A 19,014-nucleotide genomic window follows, 5' to 3' on the forward strand; every position below is an offset into this window, starting at 1 on the left:
AATATTCAAATAAGTATAGCTAGGTGGGAGTGTTTTTTACGTAATATAAAGCCACTTTTTTATAGGCGTAAAAAAGCCTGCATAAAAGCAGGCTTTAGTTTCTAGGGAAAATTAAAATTTAGCGCGAATACCAAAGCTGTAACGGCGATCCGCTTCAGTGTACTTCCAAGCACCACCTAGTTCAGATAGGTAAATAGAAGGCTCACCCGTTAAGTTGGTCGCATTACCTACTAAGGTCACGTTTTCGTTAATATCCCAGCTTGCAGAGAAGTCTAACTGGCCTCTGTCGTCACGGTAGTTATTACCGTAAACAGTACCTTCTGCTGAAATACTGCCGTCTGAGTTAATATTTTCTACACGTTTCTCGTTTTCAGTATCTAAGAAACTGTCACGGTAGTTATAAGCTAGACGAGTAGAGAAACCTTCGTATTCCCAAAATACTTGTAAGTTATACGTATTTTTAGAAATATCTAATAACGGGTTACCGTTTGGTTGCTCGCTGTCTGCGTATGTGTAGTTTGCGTTAATGCCTAAGCCAGAAAATGCACCAGGTAGGTCTGTAAAGAACTGTTGATAACCAACTTCAAAGCCTTGTACTGAGCCGTTTTCACCGTTTACATTTTTAATAGTATCGATACCCGTTAGTCCTGCGTCACGTAAGCCTGCTACATGGTTAAAGCCATCAGCATCTACTGGGAAGTCAGTTGCATCCGAGTAAACTAGGTTGTCTTGTGAAACACCTGCAACGTCAAGCTGACATACTTGGTTCCATTGAGTTACGTTTTGACCTGTTGAAGTGCTTGATGCAGCTACACAGCTACTTTCGTTACTTAAGAAAGATTCAACATCTTTATAAAATACTGCGAAAGAAATTACGTTACCTTGGTCAAAGTAATGCTCTACAGATAAGTCGTATTGCGTTGCACGATATGGTTCTAAATCAATAGAGCCTTGCGTTGCACCTGTAATGTCGTTATTAACGTCAAATGCAGGGCTTAGTTCGCTAAAGTCAGCGCGGCGCATAACTTTTGCAGCAGCAAAGCGGAATAATGTTTCGTCTGAGTAGTTATACGTTACGTTTAAGCTTGGTAAAAAGTCGCTGTAGTCATTGTCGCCAGTTACTTTTTCGCCATTAAGAAATACGCTTGATTCTAAATCTGTAGTTACATAACGACCACCCACAATTGCAGTGATGTTATCAAAGTCTAAGTAGGCTGATATATACACGGCAGCAGTATCTTCAACTACGTTGCGGTATGCGCTTTCTTGGAACTCTTGATTATCTGAAAGACTACCTGTTGACGCTAGGTTAGTACCTGCAAGTAACTGCTGAAGCTGAGCGTAAGTATTGGCCGGGTTAGATAAACCGTTGTAGCTTAAAAAGGTTAGTAGGTCGTTTTGTCCCGAATGACCTAATTGGTCAAATGAGTTGTCGTGGCTAACTGTTGTAAAGCTATTTGAAAAAGCAGCGTTGTAGTCATCAACCCATAAAGTGGCTAACGAACCGTCTGAGTCGTTAAATGCATTTTTATAAATGTCTTTAATTTCTACTTTGTATTGCTCATATTCGTAATCGCGGTTAGTAACACGTACACCCGCTTTTACTTTAGATACCCAGCTTAAGCTGCTGAGTGGCTCAAACATTTCAACATCAAAACGAATAGCTGTTTCGTCATTGTCTGTTCTTCTATCTTCACTTTTAAACGTACGAAGTGCTAAGTTTTGTGGGTCAGTAAATGCATTAGGATCTGAATGAATGATGCTTGGTAATTTATTACCGTCTTGAGAAAATGCACCATCATATAAATGATTTGTTAGCTGAGTTCCACCACTTGCTTCAAATGTTGATTTTTCGATTGGGCGAAGTGTAAATTCAGAATCAGGTCTTACGCTTTCTGATGATGCTACCGCAATTTCACCAGAGATTTTGATACTGTCAGTAAGGTTCCACTCTGCACCAAGTGCATTTGAAAACGAGTCAGTTTCACGAAAGTCACTGTATGTTTTAGGAATACCAAACTCGTTTGTTAACGTGTAATTATTTACGCCGTTAGCATCTTGAGTTGTATTTGCATCTGTTGATAGTGAACCTGCGACACCTAAAATAGAGTTACCAGCTTGTTCACCTGAGCGCTTTGTGCCGCTTAAATCAAGATACACCATGCCATTACCAGATTGTGGTGCCCATTGAAGAGATAAATTTACAGCAGTTCGTTTACGCTGCTCTACGTATTGTTCAACACTGTGCTCGTCTCTTACGATAGCGTTGCCACTAGGTGTATTACCTTCTTGGCCATTAATTTCGATATCTTGAGGTTTAACACGGCTAGATGTTTCATCTTGGCGAATTTCTCGATCTTGGAATGAAAACATAGCAATGGCACCAAAGGTACCCATTTCATCAAAGTCCCAGTTGTTACCAATTGAACCACTAAAAATAGGAGCTACATTTTCTGTTTTATCAGCGTATTCGCCATCTAATGAAACTGCGCCAGTTAGTTTATCTAACTCTAATGGGCGAACTGTCTTTAAACTAACTGTTCCGCCTAATGCACCCTCAATCATATCGGCAGTAGGAGACTTAACTACTTCTACTGTTTTTAAGAAGCTTGATGGGTAATCTTGCAAGCTAATGCCGTCACGAGAGTCACCAATAGTAGAGCGACCATTTAATTCAACACGGTTTTGAGGTAAGCCACGAATCGAAACACTGTCACCCACACCAAAATCGGTATTAATAGATACGCCAGTAATACGTTGCAACGCTTCTGCAATATTATTATCTGGTAACTTACCAATGTCTTCAGCAACAATCGCATCTACAATACGTCCGTCAGTACGCTTAAGCATAGCGGCGGCTTTCATACTGCCTAGCATGCCTTTTACTTCAATAACTTCAATGTCTGCAGCTGCCGTTTCTGAAGCTGCGGGAGCCTCTTGCGCTGCAATATTTGAAGAAGCCATTAATAAAAGGGCTGCGGCACTGATTGTTGTAGAGCTACTTCTTTTATGCTTATTAATTAATGTTGAAGTAATTTGATTGAGTTTCATGTATCTCTCCCGTTTGGGTACGACTTGCGTCATTGTGTGTGTGTTGTTACTTGGTTTGGTTAACCAATTTAACTGTTTCTTTCCTGTAGTGTGTCATACAGGTGGTATGGTTGAAATTAATCCAATTCAACTTTATTTACAACCTTTGTTTACCAAAGTTTCACAATGTGTATTACAAAAACCTCTTTTATTTTTCTTATATTTAATAAATTTAATGGCTTATAGGGTGTTTTTATTTTTTTGTATTTTGAATGAATTTTATTGAAGTATCTTTACCAAAGGCATTTTTATATATTATTTGTACTATTTAATACATTTGTTAGTACTATTTTGAAATTTTATGTCGTACTTTTATACGTGTTTAGTTTACTTTTTAAGTGATATTGAATTGGAAGAGCGACCATTAAAAGTTCTAAATGATTTATAAATTTGCGAAATAGTGGAGAGGTTAAAATAATTAAAAATCATTTTGGTAATACCAATTTTCTATTGTTTTTATATTGATTTTGTACTAGCTGGGGTGGGGGCGGTAAGCTAGGTAGCGATAAATAGATTTTTACGCAAAAAAAAGCCCAGCATAATAATGCTGGGCTTTCTTACTTTAGATGTATTAGCTTTGTAATTCGCCTGTAGATGATTCTAAATGTGCTCGTATGAACCACTGAAATTGCTCTAAATCGGCTAGTTGGCTGGTGATCATATCTTCAGAGACCGGATCTAGCTCAGAAAGAGTCTCAATTGCTTTGCGGTGATCGGCATTAACGCCATTATATACTTTGTCAAGCGCAGCCAAATGTTCGGTTACTAGGCCTTTGCCTACTGAGTATTCGTCCCAAGTACGGCGATCTACAATTGATTTTGGTGTGCCAACAGGTACTGCACCAAGAGTCGCAATTCGCTCTGCAATTGTATCTGTCATTTCGCGTACAATGTCTACTTGCGGGTCTATCATTTCATGTACGCCAATAAAATTAGGTCCCACTACGTTCCAGTGAATATGCTTTAAAGTTAGTTGTAAGTCTATCAATGCAACCATGCGGTTATCGAGGGTAGCTATTGTTTTTTGGGCTAATTCGTCACTCATACCTGGCGCGGTAAATTTAGTTGTTTTGTTTGATTCGTTATTGTTACTCATAATTTCTCCTACATTAAGTAATGTGTTGCTCATATAATATGTTGCGTTATGAGCATGACTTAAACTTAATGAAGCAACTGTTATGCCGTAAGTTGCTTTATTTGAAAAGTGATTCAAAAACAATTGGTTATATTTTAAATTAAGGTTTCTAAGGCTGCAGAGGAGATTGGGTTTTTGAAAAGCCTGCATATATTTGTAAAATATGCAGACTTCGATTTAGTTACTCTTAGGTGTATTTAAACGTTGGCTATGTATTCGTGCGCTTTTAAAACATCGAGCGGCACTATTTCTAATGATTTTTTATTTGTAGCCTCAAGCACCACTGGTGGCGCAACGTTTGCTGAAATAGCATGAAGCCATCTTACTGCACACAAGCACCATTTATCACCGGCTTTTAAACCTTCGAAATCGTAAAGAGGGTTCGGGCTTATTAAATCGTTACCTTGTGATTTTGAAAATTGTAAAAATTCATCAGTCATAATTGCACACACACTGTGATTGCCAAGATCTGATTCTGGTACATAACAAAAACCTTCACGTGTGTAGCCACCATTACCGCAACATAGTTTTAAGCGTGTGCCGAGTACATTAAATTGATTCGCCATGAAATACCTTAATTTGTGGTGTTTAATAAATTTACTCTAACAGGAGTAACTCGCTTGAGATAGCTATAAAACTTAAAAGAGGGAAGGGCTACACAAACTTAAGCCCGCAGCAAATTGCGGGCTTAGTATTGTTTATTATTTAATACGCAGCGCCATACAATCGCTATGACCGTTTATGATCATGCTTTTATCAACACGCACGCCACCACCAGAGTATTTACCGGCGGCGGTAAAACTACATATTTGTACAAAGTAGTCATCTACTTTAGGCAGTGCAAATAGTTGTTGGTATATTTGGTCTTGCTCGGCAAAGTGCCCCATTGTTTTTTCTATAACTTGCTGATGCTCATCAATAAGTTGAATATTAGCGCCACAGCGTCCTACTATTGGTTTAACTACATAACCGGATTGTAATAACTCGTCGTTAAGCTCAAACGCGGTATTAAGTAAATATTTATGATTAGGGAATAAGCTCCACAGTATTGGCAAAATAGCCTTGTTACTTGGAATTAATGTCCACAGCGGTTCAAACACCATGACATTTTTACGCAGTAATACATCGACTAAGCGTGGCGTTTCACCAGCTTTGAATTGTGGTTCAAAGTTATCACCTAATGATTGGTCGGCTTCGCATTCTTCACGAATTTGATCAAGTGCGGTTTCCCACGACCAGGTTTTCCATACGTAACTCAGTTGTGCGCCATCAGTATCTACTATGTTGCCTGACTCATTCCAGCGAAGTGTGCTTAAGCCAATTACTAGCTTACATTCAAAGCCTGCGGCTTCAATAGCTTCTTTCATAAATAATGCGTGGTAATGTTCTTCTGGTTCATCATCTTGCAGAATATGAACAAGACCTTTTACCTCACTTTTTCGCCATGCTTTTACGAGATCTTTAAATAAATTTTGGCCTGCATCTACACCTGTTTTAACACTAAAGTGTTTTGCCCACTTTCCCTGAACTTTGCCGCTTTCCATGTAACACGATGCCGAATCGCAATTGTATTCGTAAACTTTTAAACCTGCTGCTGTTAAGGCAAAGTCAAACCGGCTGGTAATTAATTGGTTTAAGCGGTTATCCCACGATTGGCGAATTTTATTAAGCACAACATCGGGTAAATTAAACTTTTCTAATAACTCAGGGTGCTGCAATACATAGTCGGTTGCATGCATAAATAAGCCATGCAGCTCATTTGTTGCATGCTCAATGCTTTGCTGCGCCGTTTGAGATATTGCAAAGTAATTATGCTGATCCTCATCTACGGATGTAAGTTTATGGCCTTGCATCATTTCTACGTAGGCAGCTTCATCGTCATTCGCAATATTTAACCATGACTTGTTTGCTTGGCCTGTATCTACTGCTTTATGGGCTTCTATAGTAAATAAGTCAGTGTTTAGCTCAAACGTTGGCTCAGCATATTCTGTTTCATCAGTTTGTGTCATCCAACCTAAAATAGTGGCGTCGCTGTAAGAGCACTCAATCCAATAGTCGCCATCTTTAGTTACTTTTGCTTTTAGTTCACGGCACCAGTTTTGATTTGTTGGCCATATTTGATGCCCTACATTTTGCTCAGCAAGACGTATTTTATCTTCATGCACTTCAACAATGACAGCAACATGACCTGTTTCTTCAAACTCGCCGCCTTCTTCCCATATAAGTAAACTACCTACTTGAGGGGGATGTTTAGCACCATTTTTAAACGCGTTTAGTGGCAATCTGTTTTGGCTATTTACATCGCGCACTGAACGCAGCTCAAAAATATCGTAAGCCATGGCTATGTCATCAAAAATATAACCATGATTGAGGTACATCCATCTACGGGCAAATTCAACGCATTGCCATTTATAGCCCATGTAAATACCGTCTAGGTAACTACGATAGGCGCTACGATTAGGATAAATGCTTTCATCAGCCGTATCATAATCAGATGAGTAAACAGCAACATTACCAGGTGCATAACCTAATAAAGTACCAAAATCACTAGCAGAAGATTTCATAAACAAAGATGTTCAAAATAAGGTGTGATAATTTGCTGACTATATGAGCCAAACTGCGTTATAGCAAGATATAAAATATGCTTTTACGAAGGGGGATAAGTAAAAAATTACTCATTCATTAAAGAGTGGAAAGATGGGAGAGTACTCTTACTAATAGTATAAGGTTTGGTACCTTTTGACTTTTAGCTGGTTGAAAGTTAGCAATATTTTTGACGTAATTATTACTGTTTAAATCTCAACTAAAAAATGGAGAAGCTATAGGTAACTTCTCCACTTTTATTATTCATATTTAGTGTTTTTTATAATATGTAAAGCAGGTTAACGCGCTGCTAAATCATTTCAGCATCTATATGGCGTATTAGGTTTGATACCCAATTAACATATTGGCGGTGAATTTTTTTGCCGTTGTAGTTTAAGTTAATAGAGTCTTTATAGTTGATTGAGTATGCCGTTTTGTCATACGCAATATCGACAGTTAATTGATGTGTGCGAATATCCAGTACACCTTTTATTTTACCTTCACTCAAAGGCGTACACTTCCAACCAAGCTGAATACATGCCTTTAGAATACCTTTTTCTACGTCAGCTTCACTGTTGGTAATTGTTGATGTTTGCGGAATAGGGTTTTGTTCAAAGTCTCTTACTGAACAGATGTTGAACAACCAGCAAGTACAGTAAGTGCTACCGCTGTAACTAAAATTGAGTAATTTTTCATAATAATCCTTTGTTTTAATTTCATCCAATTGTGATGTCTCGCCAATATATGCGCGCTTAGGTGAGATTATCGGTAAATTTATAGATGAGTGCCAGCAATAATTAGAAAATTAAGAGAGTTAACCGAGGGTTATCTCGGGTATTAGCTTTATTTATGAACTAGTTAAAGTTTAATTATTTAAGCTATAAACCAAGGGGTAAAGCAAAATTATGTGTTGAAAGATTTACATGAGCGATGACATGTTTTGAGGGGAACGCTCTTTCGTTATGTTTTAAAATACTCCTATATTCGTACTTTAGTTAATTTTTTGTTAAACCATTGCGCTTGGCATAGCAAAACTAGCTAAAAGTTTTAAAACAGGAAAAACAATGGAAGACATAATAAACGACATTGATATTAATCAATATTTACCCGCTGCAATTACGTGGGCAACCAACATATTACTAGCAATTGCAATTTTACTTGCGGGCTTATGGTTAGCGGGCAAAGTACGCAATTTAATTATTGGCTTGTGTCATAAATACACTCATCTTGACGATACGTTTTTTCGCTTTTTAGGCAGCATGGCTCGCTACATCATATTAGCGTTCGTTATTATTGCTGTGTTAAATCGCTTTGGTGTACAAACAGCCTCTATTATTGCTTTACTCGGTGCTGCGGGACTTGCTATAGGCTTGGCGTTACAAGGTGCAATGTCGAACCTTGCCGCAGGCGTTATGTTGCTAATATTTAGACCTTATAAAGTGAATGACTTTATTGAGGCTGCAGGGCGTTTTGGTAAAGTAACAGAAGTAGATATGTTTACTACTATTTTACAAACGTTCGATAATCAACAGGTTATTATACCAAATAGTCAAATTTGGGGCGCGCAAATTATAAACCATTCACATCATCCAATTCGTGGTGTAGATATGCATTTTGGTGTTGCTTACGGTGAAGATACAACGGCTGTACGTAAAGTTATAGATGGGGTACTTGCAGCGCACCCACACATACTAAAAGATCCAGCGCCTTTTGTTGAAGTAGAAACTCTTAACAACAGCTCAGTAGACTTTTTAGTAAGGCCATTTTGTAAGGGCGAGCATTACTTCGATATTCTTTACACAGTGCCAGAGTTAATTAAAAAAGCACTTGATGAAAACAACATTGAAATACCTTTCCCACATCGTAAAGTTATTTTAGTTAACGAGAATAAAGATTAACTAAATTTAAAAATGCATAAACCTAAGAGCACTTTTAAGTGCTCTTTTTTTGTGTGAAAAAGTTACATACCTGTGTAACCTTTTCTTTTATAAATCACCTCAAATACTACATTGTTATCTGTACAGCCCTTTTTTACTAGGTTTGATGTCTGGTCTTTATTTTGCATTTGCATAGTCGCTTTTAGTTTTAAAGCTCATAAAAACTATCGACCCATTAAATCAAACTGTATGAAGGACTAAACATGGCTGAATCATTTAAATACTCAGGTAATAAAGGGCATGGCGGCGAATTGCATCAAAAAGCGTCGGATGAACACCCTACCATGACCACCGCGCAGGGCTGCCCTGTAAGTGACGATCAAAACTCATTACGTGCGGGCAAACGTGGCCCCGGATTATTAGAAGATCACATAATGCGCGAGAAGATCTTTCACTTTGATCATGAACGCATTCCTGAGCGTGTAGTGCACGCTAGAGGCTATGGTGCACACGGATATTTTGAAACTTACGACACGCTTGAAGATTTAACCTGTGCAGATATTTTTCAGCGAAAAGGTGAAAAAACGCCTGTGTTTACTCGCTTCTCTACGGTTGCAGGTAATAAAGGATCACCAGATTTAGCACGTGATGTACGCGGTTTTGCGGTAAAATTTTATACCCAAGAAGGAAACTGGGATTTAGTGGGTAACAATATACCGGTATTCTTTATTCAGGATGCAATGAAGTTTCCTGATTTAATTCATAGCGCTAAAGCCGAGCCTGATCGTGGTTTTCCGCAGGCGCAAACAGCACATGATAACTTTTGGGACTTTGTGAGTTTGTCACCTGAGTCAATGCACATGGTTATGTGGGCAATGTCTGATAGAGCTATTCCACGCTCTTTACGCTTTATGGAAGGTTTTGGTGTTCATACCTTTAAATTTATTAATGCCAAAGGTGATGAGAAATTTGTTAAATTTCATTGGAAACCAAAAGGCGGAATGCAATCTGTAGTATGGAACGAAGCACTTAAGCTAAACGGCGCGGACCCTGATTTTCATCGCAGAGACATGTGGGAATCTATTGGCAACGGCGACTTCCCTGAGTGGGAACTAGGTGTACAGGTGTTTGATCAGCAATTTGCTGATGAATTTGAATTTGATGTTTTTGATGCCACCAAGCTTATACCTGAAGAGCAAGTACCAGTGCAAATTGTTGGTCGTATGGTGCTTGACCGTGTTGTAGACAACTTTTTTGCAGAAACAGAGCAAGTAGCATTTTGTACTCAAAACATTGTACCGGGGCTCGACTTTACACCTGACCCGCTACTGCAAGGTCGTAACTTTTCATACTTAGATACCCAAACCAAGCGTTTAGGTGGTCCTAACTTTACGCATATTCCGGTCAATGCGCCTAAATGTCCAATGCGTCATTTTCAGCAAGATGGCCACATGGCAATGCACAATCCAAAAGGGCGTGTTAATTATGAGCCAAACTCATGGAGCGGCGACGAAAACAACCCGCGCGAATGCCCAGTACATGGCTTTAAAAGCTCAAAGGAACCTGAAGTAAGTGGCGGTGATAAACTGCGTTATCGCTCAGAAACATTCAGCGATCATTACAGTCAAGCTCGTCAATTTTATTTAAGTCAAACAGAGGTAGAGCAGGCGCATATTCAATCTGCGTACGTGTTTGAGCTGTCTAAAGTTGAGCATTTGCCAATACGAGAACGTTTGGTATCGCACTTGTTAAATATTGACGAAACCCTCGCAAATAAAGTTGCCGAAGGACTTGGCTTGCAAGAAATGCCAGATCCGGCAGAAGCTGCAATGCCAACACGTAAAGACTTACCTGTATCTGATGCGTTAAGTATTTTGAAAAATGCGCCCAACACCTTCAAAGGCCGTAAATTAGGTATTTTAGTAAGTGATGGCTTTAATGCAGAAATTTTTGAATCGGTTACCAATGCACTTAAAAGTGAAGGTGCAAACTTTGAAATTATTGCCCCGCAAGTTGGCGGTGCTAAATGCAGTAAAGGTAAACACTTTAAAGCTGATCAGGTTATTAATGGTGGTCCATCGGTTTTATACGATGCGGTACTTGTACTCACCACCGAAGATGGAGCTAAAAAACTAGCTGCCGTAGCAGAAGCTAAAGACTTTGTAAGTGATGCGTACGCACATATGAAATTTATAGGCTTTACAAATGAGGCTAAGCCTTTATTTAAAGCGGCAGGCCTTGATGGAAAAGTAGATGATGGTTGGATAGATTTAGAGGCACATTCAGCCGATAAATTTATAAATACATTGCGTAATTTAAGATATTGGGAGCGTTAGTAAGCTCAATAATTAAAAAAACCACAGCATGTAATTGTTGTGGTTTTTTTAGCTCACCTAGTTAAGGTATTAGTTCAAGCCAACAATAAATATTGGATATATTATGAAGCTTAATGGCGCTTGTCACTGTGGCAAAGTGGTATTTACGGTCAACTCAAAACACCCTTATCCTTACAATTTATGTTACTGCTCTATATGCCGTAAAACCGCAGGGAGCGGCGGGTTTGTTATTAATTTAAACGCGCAATACAGCACGCTTGAGGTTACAGGGCGTGAACACATAACTATTTATCATGCAAAAATAGGCGATAAAATCAGCCCTGCAGAGCGTCATTTTTGTAAGCATTGTAGTGCTAACTTGTGGTTATACGATGCACGTTGGCCTGAGCAAGTTCACCCCTTTGCTGGTGCAATAGATAGTGAGTTACCCATACCGCCAGAGCGCACTCATTTAATGCTTGGTAGTAAAGCAAATTGGGTAAATGCGCCCATTAATGAAGGTGACAAGCAGTTTGAAGAATACCCTGATGAAAGTATTGCTGCTTGGCATAAACGTTTAAACCTCGAAAAGTAACGCAATTTTTTGTATGAGCTAAGCTTAAATTTAGGGGCAATTAAACGCATATTTAGTTAATTAAATATTAAAAATCACCGCGTAAGTAAAGGAGAATATTATGGCAGTCTCAGCAATACCAAAAGGGTTTCATTCAGTTACACCTTATTTAATTATGAATGACGCACAAAAAGCGATAGATTTTTATTGTGATGCATTTAGTGCTGAACACGTAATGCAGATGCCTTTACCTGATGGTGGAATAGCCCATGCAGAAATAATAATTGGTGATTCGCATATTATGCTTTCAGATAATGGTTCTGAAGAGCATTTAAAAAACCCAAAAGAACTCGGTGGTACAGCGCTAAGCCTTATGCTTTATGTTGAAGATGTTGATACCGTGTTTAAAAAAGCAATTGAGCTTGGTGCAACACTAATAAGACCCGTACATGACCAGTTTTATGGTGATAGGACCGGCACACTACAAGACCCATTTGGTCATATATGGATCATTGGTACACACAAAGAAGATGTTAGTGACGAAGAGTTAAATAATCGAATTGGGGATATAACAAATCAAGAGCAAGACGCATAATTAGCGCGTGTTAACCTTTCGAGGTTAAATTTACGGCAGCGTGTTGGTGTTAACAAAGGTAAATAGTAGTAGGTCATACTGGAGTTAGTTGTTTAGTTACTTTTTACAAACTTGCGATAGCAACTTATAAATTTCAAACGTGCAGTGCCCGAAAGACTCTGCTAAAGGGCAATTAAATTGTCGTTAGATTGAATGATTTTCAATCTTCAAAGGCCAGCACGGTCTGATGATCTTGTATCTATTACAAATTAAAAAGCCGTAGTATTACTACAGCGGCTTTTAAATTAGTGGGTCCGTAATAAATTTTCAAGGCATCAACTTAATACGAATAAGCCCTAAATTTGTTTATCTATTAAGTTTCTTATTTCACTAAGGGTGGTTTCTTTAACTATTTTACCGTCTTCAAATACGACTTCTAATAACCCTTTTGCCTCTTCTTGTTCAGTTACATCATCAAATAAGGTGAGCTCGTTATTTACTCTGTCTATTTTTAAGAGCCCTTTTGCCGACTTTTTCTTTGAGTCAGTTTTTGGGTCTTTAAAAATAGCCAAACGTTCACCAGCTTTAACTACGCTAGTTGCTTTTACAGCAGAGCCATGCGTATCACGTGTTACGTATTGGTAGCTGTAAGAGCCAATACCAAGCACTACTTTTGATGCAAACCCTTTATCCATGAGGCGTTGTAAAATTTGGCGCTGACGGATTAGTGTTATTGCGTCGCCGTAAATAGCGCCAATATGATCATCAAGCAGTTTATAACCTTTTGATGTTGTTGTACCGCCAAATATATCCCATAGGCATTCTATAAGTCCTTTAACTTCACATTCCATCAGTTCAATGGTGTTGTTATCTTCAAGTCCATAATATTGACCGTTAAAGCGATATGCCTCAAAGCCATTTAGAATAGCCTCTTTTTCAGCCTCTTTTTGTGTTTCAAATAACTCTTTGTAATCAGATACCGGTGAAACTTTGTAGCCCGTTAATACTTTAACAGGGTCGCCTGAGTCAGGGCGTATAACTAGGGTGCCATCGCGCGCCATTATTTCGCTTTTTAACTGAGGCAAGTAGTCAGTAACAAGTGTCCAAAAATCCCATGTGTCAGATACAACACTTAAAATCCCTTTTGGTGATTGCTCTTTCATTAAGTACTTAAAAAACTCTATTTCACCTTCCATAATCCATGAGCAGGTAACCGAGTGTTCAGTTGCATCAACAGAGCAGCCAACTAGCTCTTTATCTGCATTTGCTCCGTAATATTTTTCTGCAAATAAAACAGCGGGAATGGTATCTGTGCCTACCAGCCCTGATGCTAGATGGCCAAAGCCACTCATTGCCGCAGCGTGTTTGCCAAACATACCTCTAAAGCTAAAGTCATGCCCTTGAAACGGCACAAATTCCATAGGCATTCCTGTTTTTTGTGCAAATTCTTTGAATACTTTTAAATATGCAACAGAAGTTGTAGTACTGGTTTGTATTGGCCAGTTTTCACAGCTCAATACTGTTTCAATCATATTTGTTAACCATTGAAAGCCAGCTTTAGTATTTACTATCGTCATAGGAGGTACTAAATAAGGGACTAGCGTTCCTTCCGGTAATGCTTTAATTTTTAATGGCAAGTAACCTAAATCGTGTAAGTCTTCTAAATACTTTACATCAACTGTATAGCCAAGCATTGAGCTCATAATACGTTTGTGATTAGCAACTGCGGTTTCTTTATCAGCTTTAAAAAACTCACTCCATTCTTCTAAAAGATAACTTTTAATAAAGTATTGAAGGCCAACAAACGCAACTTTATCGTTATTTTCTATATTGCTAAGTTTTCCGCTTCTTGATGTGAAGTTTGCATAAACCTCACTTACGTCAGGATGATAAGCGCGGCTATGGAATTCTTTATAAACATCTTTTTGCATACTTGCAGCTGTAATAGTCATGGTGTTTTCCTTACATCTCAATTATTTGTAAACTAATAGTGTTACTATTTTTAAACTCATTAGCCGGTTTAAACGAATCTGTTGTATAAATACGGTCTATCAGGCCCTCAAAAACATCAAGCCCCTTTGAAAAAATACCGTGAGTAATAAAAAGAGAAATTTCAACCGCGCCATTACTTTTTAGTACCTTGGCAAGTTCGATAAAGGTTCTTCCGCCGTCACAAATATCATCGGCAATAAGCACGCTTTTACCTTTAACATCGCCAATAATTTCGGTTTTAATTATTTCGCCTGTTTTTAAGTTCCTCACTTTTTGAGCTTGTATAACCTCAGGTATGCCATTGAACTTTTCTGAAATTTTAATGGTTTTTTTACTTGCTCCCGCATCTGGAGAGATGAGTGTTAATTCGCCTTGCAAGAGTCTTTGGCTTAGTTCTTCAGAGCGCTCAAGTAACGAAATTTGTTCAACATTGGTTACCTTATTAATTAAAGCTGGGGATACATCGCTATGGGCATCCCAAATAGTAACCTTTGAAAAATTTAAGCTATTAATAAAGTTAGCCATAACAGCAGCGCCTAAAGCTTCTCCTTCAACGCAAACACGGTCTTGGCGTGCATAAGGAAAGTAGGGAATAACAAGTTCGATAGGCGTGCTGTCATTTGTTAATCTTTTTAACGCATCTACAGCAATCATTAATCTAACCATTTTTGAAGAGGTGGTTAGTCGTTCAAAAATCTCTATTTTTATAGAGCCTGAAAAATTAGCGGCGTTAAATCTGATATGCTCTTCACCACCAGAAAAAGTGAAATTTTCATAATCAACTAACGATTTACTTCCTGTTGAGTCATAGCTAAATACTTTCATTTTTTGTCCTTTTAATGTTTGTGTCCTAGCGACACAATTAAATTATCAAATGTTCCTATAGTAATCAAGTTATTTTTTAAACTAACTAGCTGAACTTGTGTATTGTCTGTAATTTTACTGTAGGTTGAAATTGAGATGTGTTTAATCTACTGTGTCACTAAGACATTAATATTGCATGGGTATGCAATGACTAATCATTACGATATTACCGAATACAAAAACCCATTATTTACAGTCGACAGTGTGCTATTTACTGTTAAGAATGACGCTCTAAAAGTACTGATGGTTAAGCGAGCGAACGAACCTTTTTCTGGTCGATGGGGACTACCAGGTGGGTTTGTCGACGTAGATATTGACGATAGCGTGAGTATGACTGCGCTTAGAAAACTTAAAGAAAAAACCAGTGTAGCGCCTCAATATTTAGAGCAGTTACAAACATATTCTGGCATTAATCGAGATCCGAGAGGGTTTAGTGTCACTTTAGTTTATTTTGCATTAATTGCAGAGGCGCAAGTATCAACCCACATAGAAACAGTTGATGATGCGAAGTGGATTGATGTTGAACAAGTTAATGATTTACCAGTGGCTTTTGATCACAAGTATATTATTGAACAAGCTAAAGCGCGTTTAAAACAAAAAGCGTTGTACTCAATGGCGCCGGTTTATTGTTTGCCAGAGCATTTTACCGTAGGGCAATTTAAGTCAGTCATTGAAACCATTATAGGTAAACCTGTTCAGCGTAAAAGTATAATTAGACGTATTGAAGCTGCTGACATGTTTGAAACACTGGGTGAAAAAGTTAAATCTGGCGGGCGCTTAGCGCAGTTATATAAAGTAAAAGCCGGTGTTGATATTGTAAACTTTGAACGTAATTTAAGTGTCTAGTAAATTAAATAAACGCTCTTAAAGTAATCATAAGAGCGCTTTTTTACTTCAGGTAAGTGCTATTAAAGTAAGTTCTTAAGCTATTGAAGTTATTCAGATGAAGTTATTCAGAGCTATCTGCAGTAATAAAGCCTTTTAGAAACTCACTTAACGTTTCAGCCTCGTAAATGGCACTTTGTTCATCTGCGCCAAATGATATTACTTGACCTGATGTGCCTTTGGTATTTGGTGCAAAATCCAATGCTATAAAATTCCCTCCTCCCAGATTAAAAAATGGCACCCAATAAGGGGTAAAATACATAGGTAAGGTTTTTACATTGTTTTCACTATCGGTATCAAATAACTCTTCTTGAGTCCATTCATTATAAATAGACTGCCAGTCGCGCCACTCTTTTAAAATGCGTTGAGCATCCATAAATGCTGTATTTTCGACACCATCATGGAGTGTCAAAAACGATTTTAGTATAGCTGGCAATGCAAAGCCGGCTTCGTTTTCAAATTCAGCATAAATAGCATCGTTGTTTTTGGGCTCAATAACATTGAGGTTATTTTGTTTTACCAACGCTTTAAAATATTGTTCAATTAGTTCAAAGTTATCAGATGCATTAAGCTCAATAAATGGCGTTAAAAAGTCCGCTTTTTCTTTGGTTAACTTTTCAGCAATAAAGCTGTTTGGAACTTGGCTACAAATAAACTCTCCCATACCTTTATGAGTGAGTTCTTTTTCGTTGTTAAAAAGGGAGCGACTTGAGCTGCTATTACTTGTAAACGTATATACTTTAGGTGTTGAGGCATCGTCATTAATTGAGCTAAACCACTGATTAAATAGAGGCGTTGCTTCTACTTGCATGGTTAAAATTTCTTTGTCCTGTAAAAAAGCAATACCATACGCTTTTTCTGACGTTGGATCTGGGGTAATAATGAGTAACTTTAACGTACTCTTTGCTGTTAGATTATATATTTCTTTAAAAATAGCTTCGCTAAAAATATCCATAGCATCAAAGCCATCTAAATTTTCAAACCCTGGCAGTGTATTTATTTTTATTAAATCAAAGTTAAAATCAACCCAATTATTTTCTTTTAAATTTTCAGTGTAAGTTATTATGTTTTCCATTTTATAAAGTCCATTTTAAAGGTGACACACTCACCGCTACATTACATATTTTTTGTCATGAAACAGGGGGGAGTGAAGAATAGTTATTGGAGGTAACAACGTTTATCTAAAAAACCTAGATATTTTAACATTGTATTTAGGGTTTATTTAGTCCTGGGCTTTAAATAGTTATACATTCTTTCAAATGTTAATGGTTGCCTAATTGTTAAGCGGTTGATCGCGCTAATGTCATAAAACGCTTGCCGCTAACCTTATTGTTTGTATAATGCTTGGCATAGAGACAAAGGCACATAAATAATCCTTAGCTCTAAAGTGGTTTTTCTTTATCTTCTCGTGTTTAGAAGGTTAAAGAAAAATGACGCCAGCGTGATGAAATTGGTAGACATGGGGGATTCAAAATCCCCTTCCGAAAGGAGTGGCGGTTCGAGTCCGCCCGCTGGTACCACTTTTTATAACCCCAACCAAATTGGTTGGGGTTTTTTTATGCCTAAGATTAATGGTCATAGTTATATTTTTAGGTATCAAGCTACTAAATTTAGAAGTCGCCCAAGAGTTGGGTAGTAAATATGAAGCAAAGGAAGAGTAATGAAAAAAGTAATTGGTTTGTTGGTTGGTGCAATGGCTTTATCTGGTTGTACTCACCGTATTGGTGATTTTACAATTGCCTCTACAAAAAATATGAATCATACAAATAGCAATCACAAAGTTGATTATGACACACGTGTGGTTGGTAAGGATGTTAAACATACTGTTTTAATTTTCCCAACAGGAATATCTAACATGAAAGAGGCTATGGATAATGCTATCGAGCAAACGCCTTCGGCGGTGGGTCTTTCAAATGTTACCGTTAAAGTTGTGCAGTGGTATATCCCATTAATTTATGGACAGTCTTACTTTGAAGTTGAAGGTAATCCAATCTATGAGGTGGATAATACGAAAACTAAGTAGTTTTTAGTTTTAAATAGCTGCCAACGGTAGCTATTTAACTATCAATTTCTAACATGCATTTGATTAAGGTATGATAGTAATTAATAGATTACTCTAAAATAAATAATAATCATGACCCAATTAACTGCCAAACAGAACATTCAATCGATTGTTAAAGCAATTAAGGCAGAGGAAGCATCACTTCGTCAAAAGCACCCGTTACTTGCACATCAAAATACCTTAGGGTTAATTATTTTATTGCTATCGCTTAGCGCATTAATTGGTGTTGGTGTTTTATATTATTTAGCCATCATACCTGCTTGGGTGTGTATAGTGCTTGCGGCTATTGCTGCGTCTATTTCCCATGAGTTAGAGCACGACCTTATACATAAACAATACTTTAGCAATCAGCCTTTCATGCATAACTTTATGATGTTAGCAGTATGGTTAATGCGGCCAAATACTATTAGCCCATGGTACCGACGTAAAATGCATTTACACCATCACAAAACCTCAGGCACACAACAAGACCTAGAAGAACGCTTGGTGGGAAACGGTATTAAAAATCCATTTTTACGTGCGCTAGTTATTGTAGATGGGTTATTAGGGTTAGTTATTTCTACTAAACGTTTTAAAAAAGAAATTAATGGCTTTAGTTTTTCGAGTGTTTTTAATGCGGGATTTCCGATAGCGACTGCGTATTTTGCTGTTTTATATAGCGTTATTATATTTCATATTGTTGATTTATTTATACCACTTTCGCTAAATTCACCTAGTTGGTTGTTAAGTACAATGGATGTGTTTGAATTTTTAATGGTTGTGCTCATTGTGCCTAATATTATTCGTTCAAGTTCGCTTAATTTTGTTACCTCAAGCATGCATTACTATGGTGGCGTTAATAACATACTTGAACAAACTCATGTACTAACGAGTCGTTTATTCATGCCGTTTCACTTGTTTTGTTTTAACTTTGGTAAAACGCATACCATTCATCATTTTGTGCCAAATCAGCCGTTTTATTTACGCCAAATGCTAAGTAAAAAAATACTTAGAGTAATGGCGCAGCACAACGTGCGCTTTAATGATTTTGACAGCATTAAAAATGCGAATGCATATAAATAAT

The 19,014-nt window shown here is 37.7% G+C and carries 15 protein-coding genes and 1 tRNA gene; 8 read left to right on the plus strand and 8 right to left on the minus strand.

Annotated elements, in window-relative coordinates; all coding sequences use genetic code 11:
• Positions 1–111: 111 nt before the first annotated feature.
• From H5118_RS02100 to H5118_RS02120, 5 genes are all read right to left on the minus strand, one after another.
• Positions 112–3,051 carry a TonB-dependent receptor gene (locus tag H5118_RS02100; protein ID WP_182747615.1) on the minus strand — a complete coding sequence of 980 codons (2,940 nt, stop codon included), beginning with the start codon at positions 3,049–3,051 and terminating at the stop codon, positions 112–114.
• A gap of 610 nt (positions 3,052–3,661) precedes the next feature.
• Positions 3,662–4,186: a DNA starvation/stationary phase protection protein Dps gene (gene dps / locus H5118_RS02105; RefSeq protein ID WP_182747617.1), complete on the minus strand. Its 525-nt coding sequence runs from the start codon at positions 4,184–4,186 to the stop codon at positions 3,662–3,664.
• Between the two features lie 236 nt (positions 4,187–4,422).
• Positions 4,423–4,791 (minus strand): DUF2237 family protein, encoded by a 369-nt coding sequence (locus H5118_RS02110; protein WP_024605487.1) that lies wholly within the window; start codon positions 4,789–4,791, stop codon positions 4,423–4,425.
• 135 nt (positions 4,792–4,926) lie between these two features.
• Positions 4,927–6,789: a bifunctional glutathionylspermidine amidase/synthase gene (gene gss, locus H5118_RS02115; RefSeq protein ID WP_182747619.1), complete on the minus strand. Its 1,863-nt coding sequence runs from the start codon at positions 6,787–6,789 to the stop codon at positions 4,927–4,929.
• Positions 6,790–7,118: 329 nt separating this feature from the next.
• Positions 7,119–7,532 carry a hypothetical protein gene (locus H5118_RS02120; RefSeq protein WP_259397876.1) on the minus strand — a complete coding sequence of 138 codons (414 nt, stop codon included), beginning with the start codon at positions 7,530–7,532 and terminating at the stop codon, positions 7,119–7,121.
• Between the two features lie 340 nt (positions 7,533–7,872).
• Here H5118_RS02120 and H5118_RS02125 point away from each other — a divergent pair, with 340 nt between their 5' ends.
• The 4 genes from H5118_RS02125 (at position 7,873) to H5118_RS02140 (ending at position 12,169) form a co-directional block, all read left to right on the plus strand.
• A complete protein-coding gene (locus tag H5118_RS02125; protein WP_182747621.1) occupies positions 7,873–8,706 on the plus strand; it encodes a mechanosensitive ion channel family protein in 834 nt (277 codons plus the stop codon).
• Positions 8,707–8,948: 242 nt separating this feature from the next.
• Positions 8,949–11,021 carry a catalase gene (locus H5118_RS02130; protein WP_182720839.1) on the plus strand — a complete coding sequence of 691 codons (2,073 nt, stop codon included), beginning with the start codon at positions 8,949–8,951 and terminating at the stop codon, positions 11,019–11,021.
• A 103-nt stretch (positions 11,022–11,124) separates the two neighbouring features.
• A complete protein-coding gene (locus tag H5118_RS02135) occupies positions 11,125–11,595 on the plus strand; it encodes a GFA family protein (RefSeq protein WP_058154198.1) in 471 nt (156 codons plus the stop codon).
• 100 nt (positions 11,596–11,695) lie between these two features.
• Complete coding sequence (locus tag H5118_RS02140; RefSeq protein ID WP_182747622.1) at positions 11,696–12,169, plus strand: VOC family protein; 474 nt, start codon at positions 11,696–11,698, stop codon at positions 12,167–12,169.
• A gap of 335 nt (positions 12,170–12,504) precedes the next feature.
• Here H5118_RS02140 and H5118_RS02145 read toward each other — a convergent pair whose 3' ends face one another.
• Both H5118_RS02145 and prs read right to left on the minus strand, forming a co-directional pair.
• Entirely contained in the window at positions 12,505–14,100 is a 1,596-nt protein-coding gene (locus H5118_RS02145; RefSeq protein ID WP_182747624.1) for a nicotinate phosphoribosyltransferase, read from the minus strand.
• A 10-nt stretch (positions 14,101–14,110) separates the two neighbouring features.
• A complete protein-coding gene (gene prs / locus H5118_RS02150; RefSeq protein WP_182747626.1) occupies positions 14,111–14,965 on the minus strand; it encodes a ribose-phosphate diphosphokinase in 855 nt (284 codons plus the stop codon).
• A gap of 186 nt (positions 14,966–15,151) precedes the next feature.
• Between prs and H5118_RS02155 the strand changes: the two genes are divergently transcribed.
• The gene (locus H5118_RS02155) at positions 15,152–15,850 is read left to right on the plus strand and encodes an NUDIX domain-containing protein (RefSeq protein ID WP_182693191.1); all 699 of its coding nucleotides are present in this window, start codon (positions 15,152–15,154) and stop codon (positions 15,848–15,850) included.
• A gap of 103 nt (positions 15,851–15,953) precedes the next feature.
• On the opposite strand, the gene H5118_RS02160 is transcribed toward H5118_RS02155, so the two are convergent.
• Positions 15,954–16,964 carry an SMI1/KNR4 family protein gene (locus H5118_RS02160; RefSeq protein ID WP_182747628.1) on the minus strand — a complete coding sequence of 337 codons (1,011 nt, stop codon included), beginning with the start codon at positions 16,962–16,964 and terminating at the stop codon, positions 15,954–15,956.
• A gap of 360 nt (positions 16,965–17,324) precedes the next feature.
• Here H5118_RS02160 and H5118_RS02165 point away from each other — a divergent pair.
• The 3 genes from H5118_RS02165 (at position 17,325) to H5118_RS02175 (ending at position 19,013) form a co-directional block, all read left to right on the plus strand.
• Positions 17,325–17,409, plus strand: a tRNA-Leu gene (locus H5118_RS02165).
• 140 nt (positions 17,410–17,549) lie between these two features.
• Positions 17,550–17,912 carry a hypothetical protein gene (locus H5118_RS02170; RefSeq protein ID WP_007581481.1) on the plus strand — a complete coding sequence of 121 codons (363 nt, stop codon included), beginning with the start codon at positions 17,550–17,552 and terminating at the stop codon, positions 17,910–17,912.
• A gap of 111 nt (positions 17,913–18,023) precedes the next feature.
• Positions 18,024–19,013, plus strand: coding sequence for a fatty acid desaturase (locus H5118_RS02175; RefSeq protein ID WP_182747630.1), 990 nt, complete (start codon positions 18,024–18,026; stop codon positions 19,011–19,013).
• The last annotated feature ends 1 nt before the right edge of the window (position 19,014 follow it).

Origin of the sequence: Pseudoalteromonas sp. SR41-1 (assembly GCF_014164015.1) — a bacterium.
In the GTDB taxonomy this organism is placed as follows: domain Bacteria; phylum Pseudomonadota; class Gammaproteobacteria; order Enterobacterales; family Alteromonadaceae; genus Pseudoalteromonas; species Pseudoalteromonas distincta.

Bases quoted from the DNA above. Each gene is read 5' to 3' on its own strand.
- H5118_RS02100 (WP_182747615.1), bottom strand. From the start codon at position 3,051: ATGAAACTCAATCAAATTACTTCAACATTAATTAATAAGCATAAAAGA.
- dps (WP_182747617.1), bottom strand. From the start codon at position 4,186: ATGAGTAACAATAACGAATCAAACAAAACAACTAAATTTACCGCGCCA.
- H5118_RS02110 (WP_024605487.1), bottom strand. From the start codon at position 4,791: ATGGCGAATCAATTTAATGTACTCGGCACACGCTTAAAACTATGTTGC.
- gss (WP_182747619.1), bottom strand. From the start codon at position 6,789: ATGAAATCTTCTGCTAGTGATTTTGGTACTTTATTAGGTTATGCACCT.
- H5118_RS02125 (WP_182747621.1), top strand. From the start codon at position 7,873: ATGGAAGACATAATAAACGACATTGATATTAATCAATATTTACCCGCT.
- H5118_RS02130 (WP_182720839.1), top strand. From the start codon at position 8,949: ATGGCTGAATCATTTAAATACTCAGGTAATAAAGGGCATGGCGGCGAA.
- H5118_RS02135 (WP_058154198.1), top strand. From the start codon at position 11,125: ATGAAGCTTAATGGCGCTTGTCACTGTGGCAAAGTGGTATTTACGGTC.
- H5118_RS02140 (WP_182747622.1), top strand. From the start codon at position 11,696: ATGGCAGTCTCAGCAATACCAAAAGGGTTTCATTCAGTTACACCTTAT.
- H5118_RS02145 (WP_182747624.1), bottom strand. From the start codon at position 14,100: ATGACTATTACAGCTGCAAGTATGCAAAAAGATGTTTATAAAGAATTC.
- prs (WP_182747626.1), bottom strand. From the start codon at position 14,965: ATGAAAGTATTTAGCTATGACTCAACAGGAAGTAAATCGTTAGTTGAT.
- H5118_RS02155 (WP_182693191.1), top strand. From the start codon at position 15,152: ATGACTAATCATTACGATATTACCGAATACAAAAACCCATTATTTACA.
- H5118_RS02160 (WP_182747628.1), bottom strand. From the start codon at position 16,964: ATGGAAAACATAATAACTTACACTGAAAATTTAAAAGAAAATAATTGG.
- H5118_RS02170 (WP_007581481.1), top strand. From the start codon at position 17,550: ATGAAAAAAGTAATTGGTTTGTTGGTTGGTGCAATGGCTTTATCTGGT.
- H5118_RS02175 (WP_182747630.1), top strand. From the start codon at position 18,024: ATGACCCAATTAACTGCCAAACAGAACATTCAATCGATTGTTAAAGCA.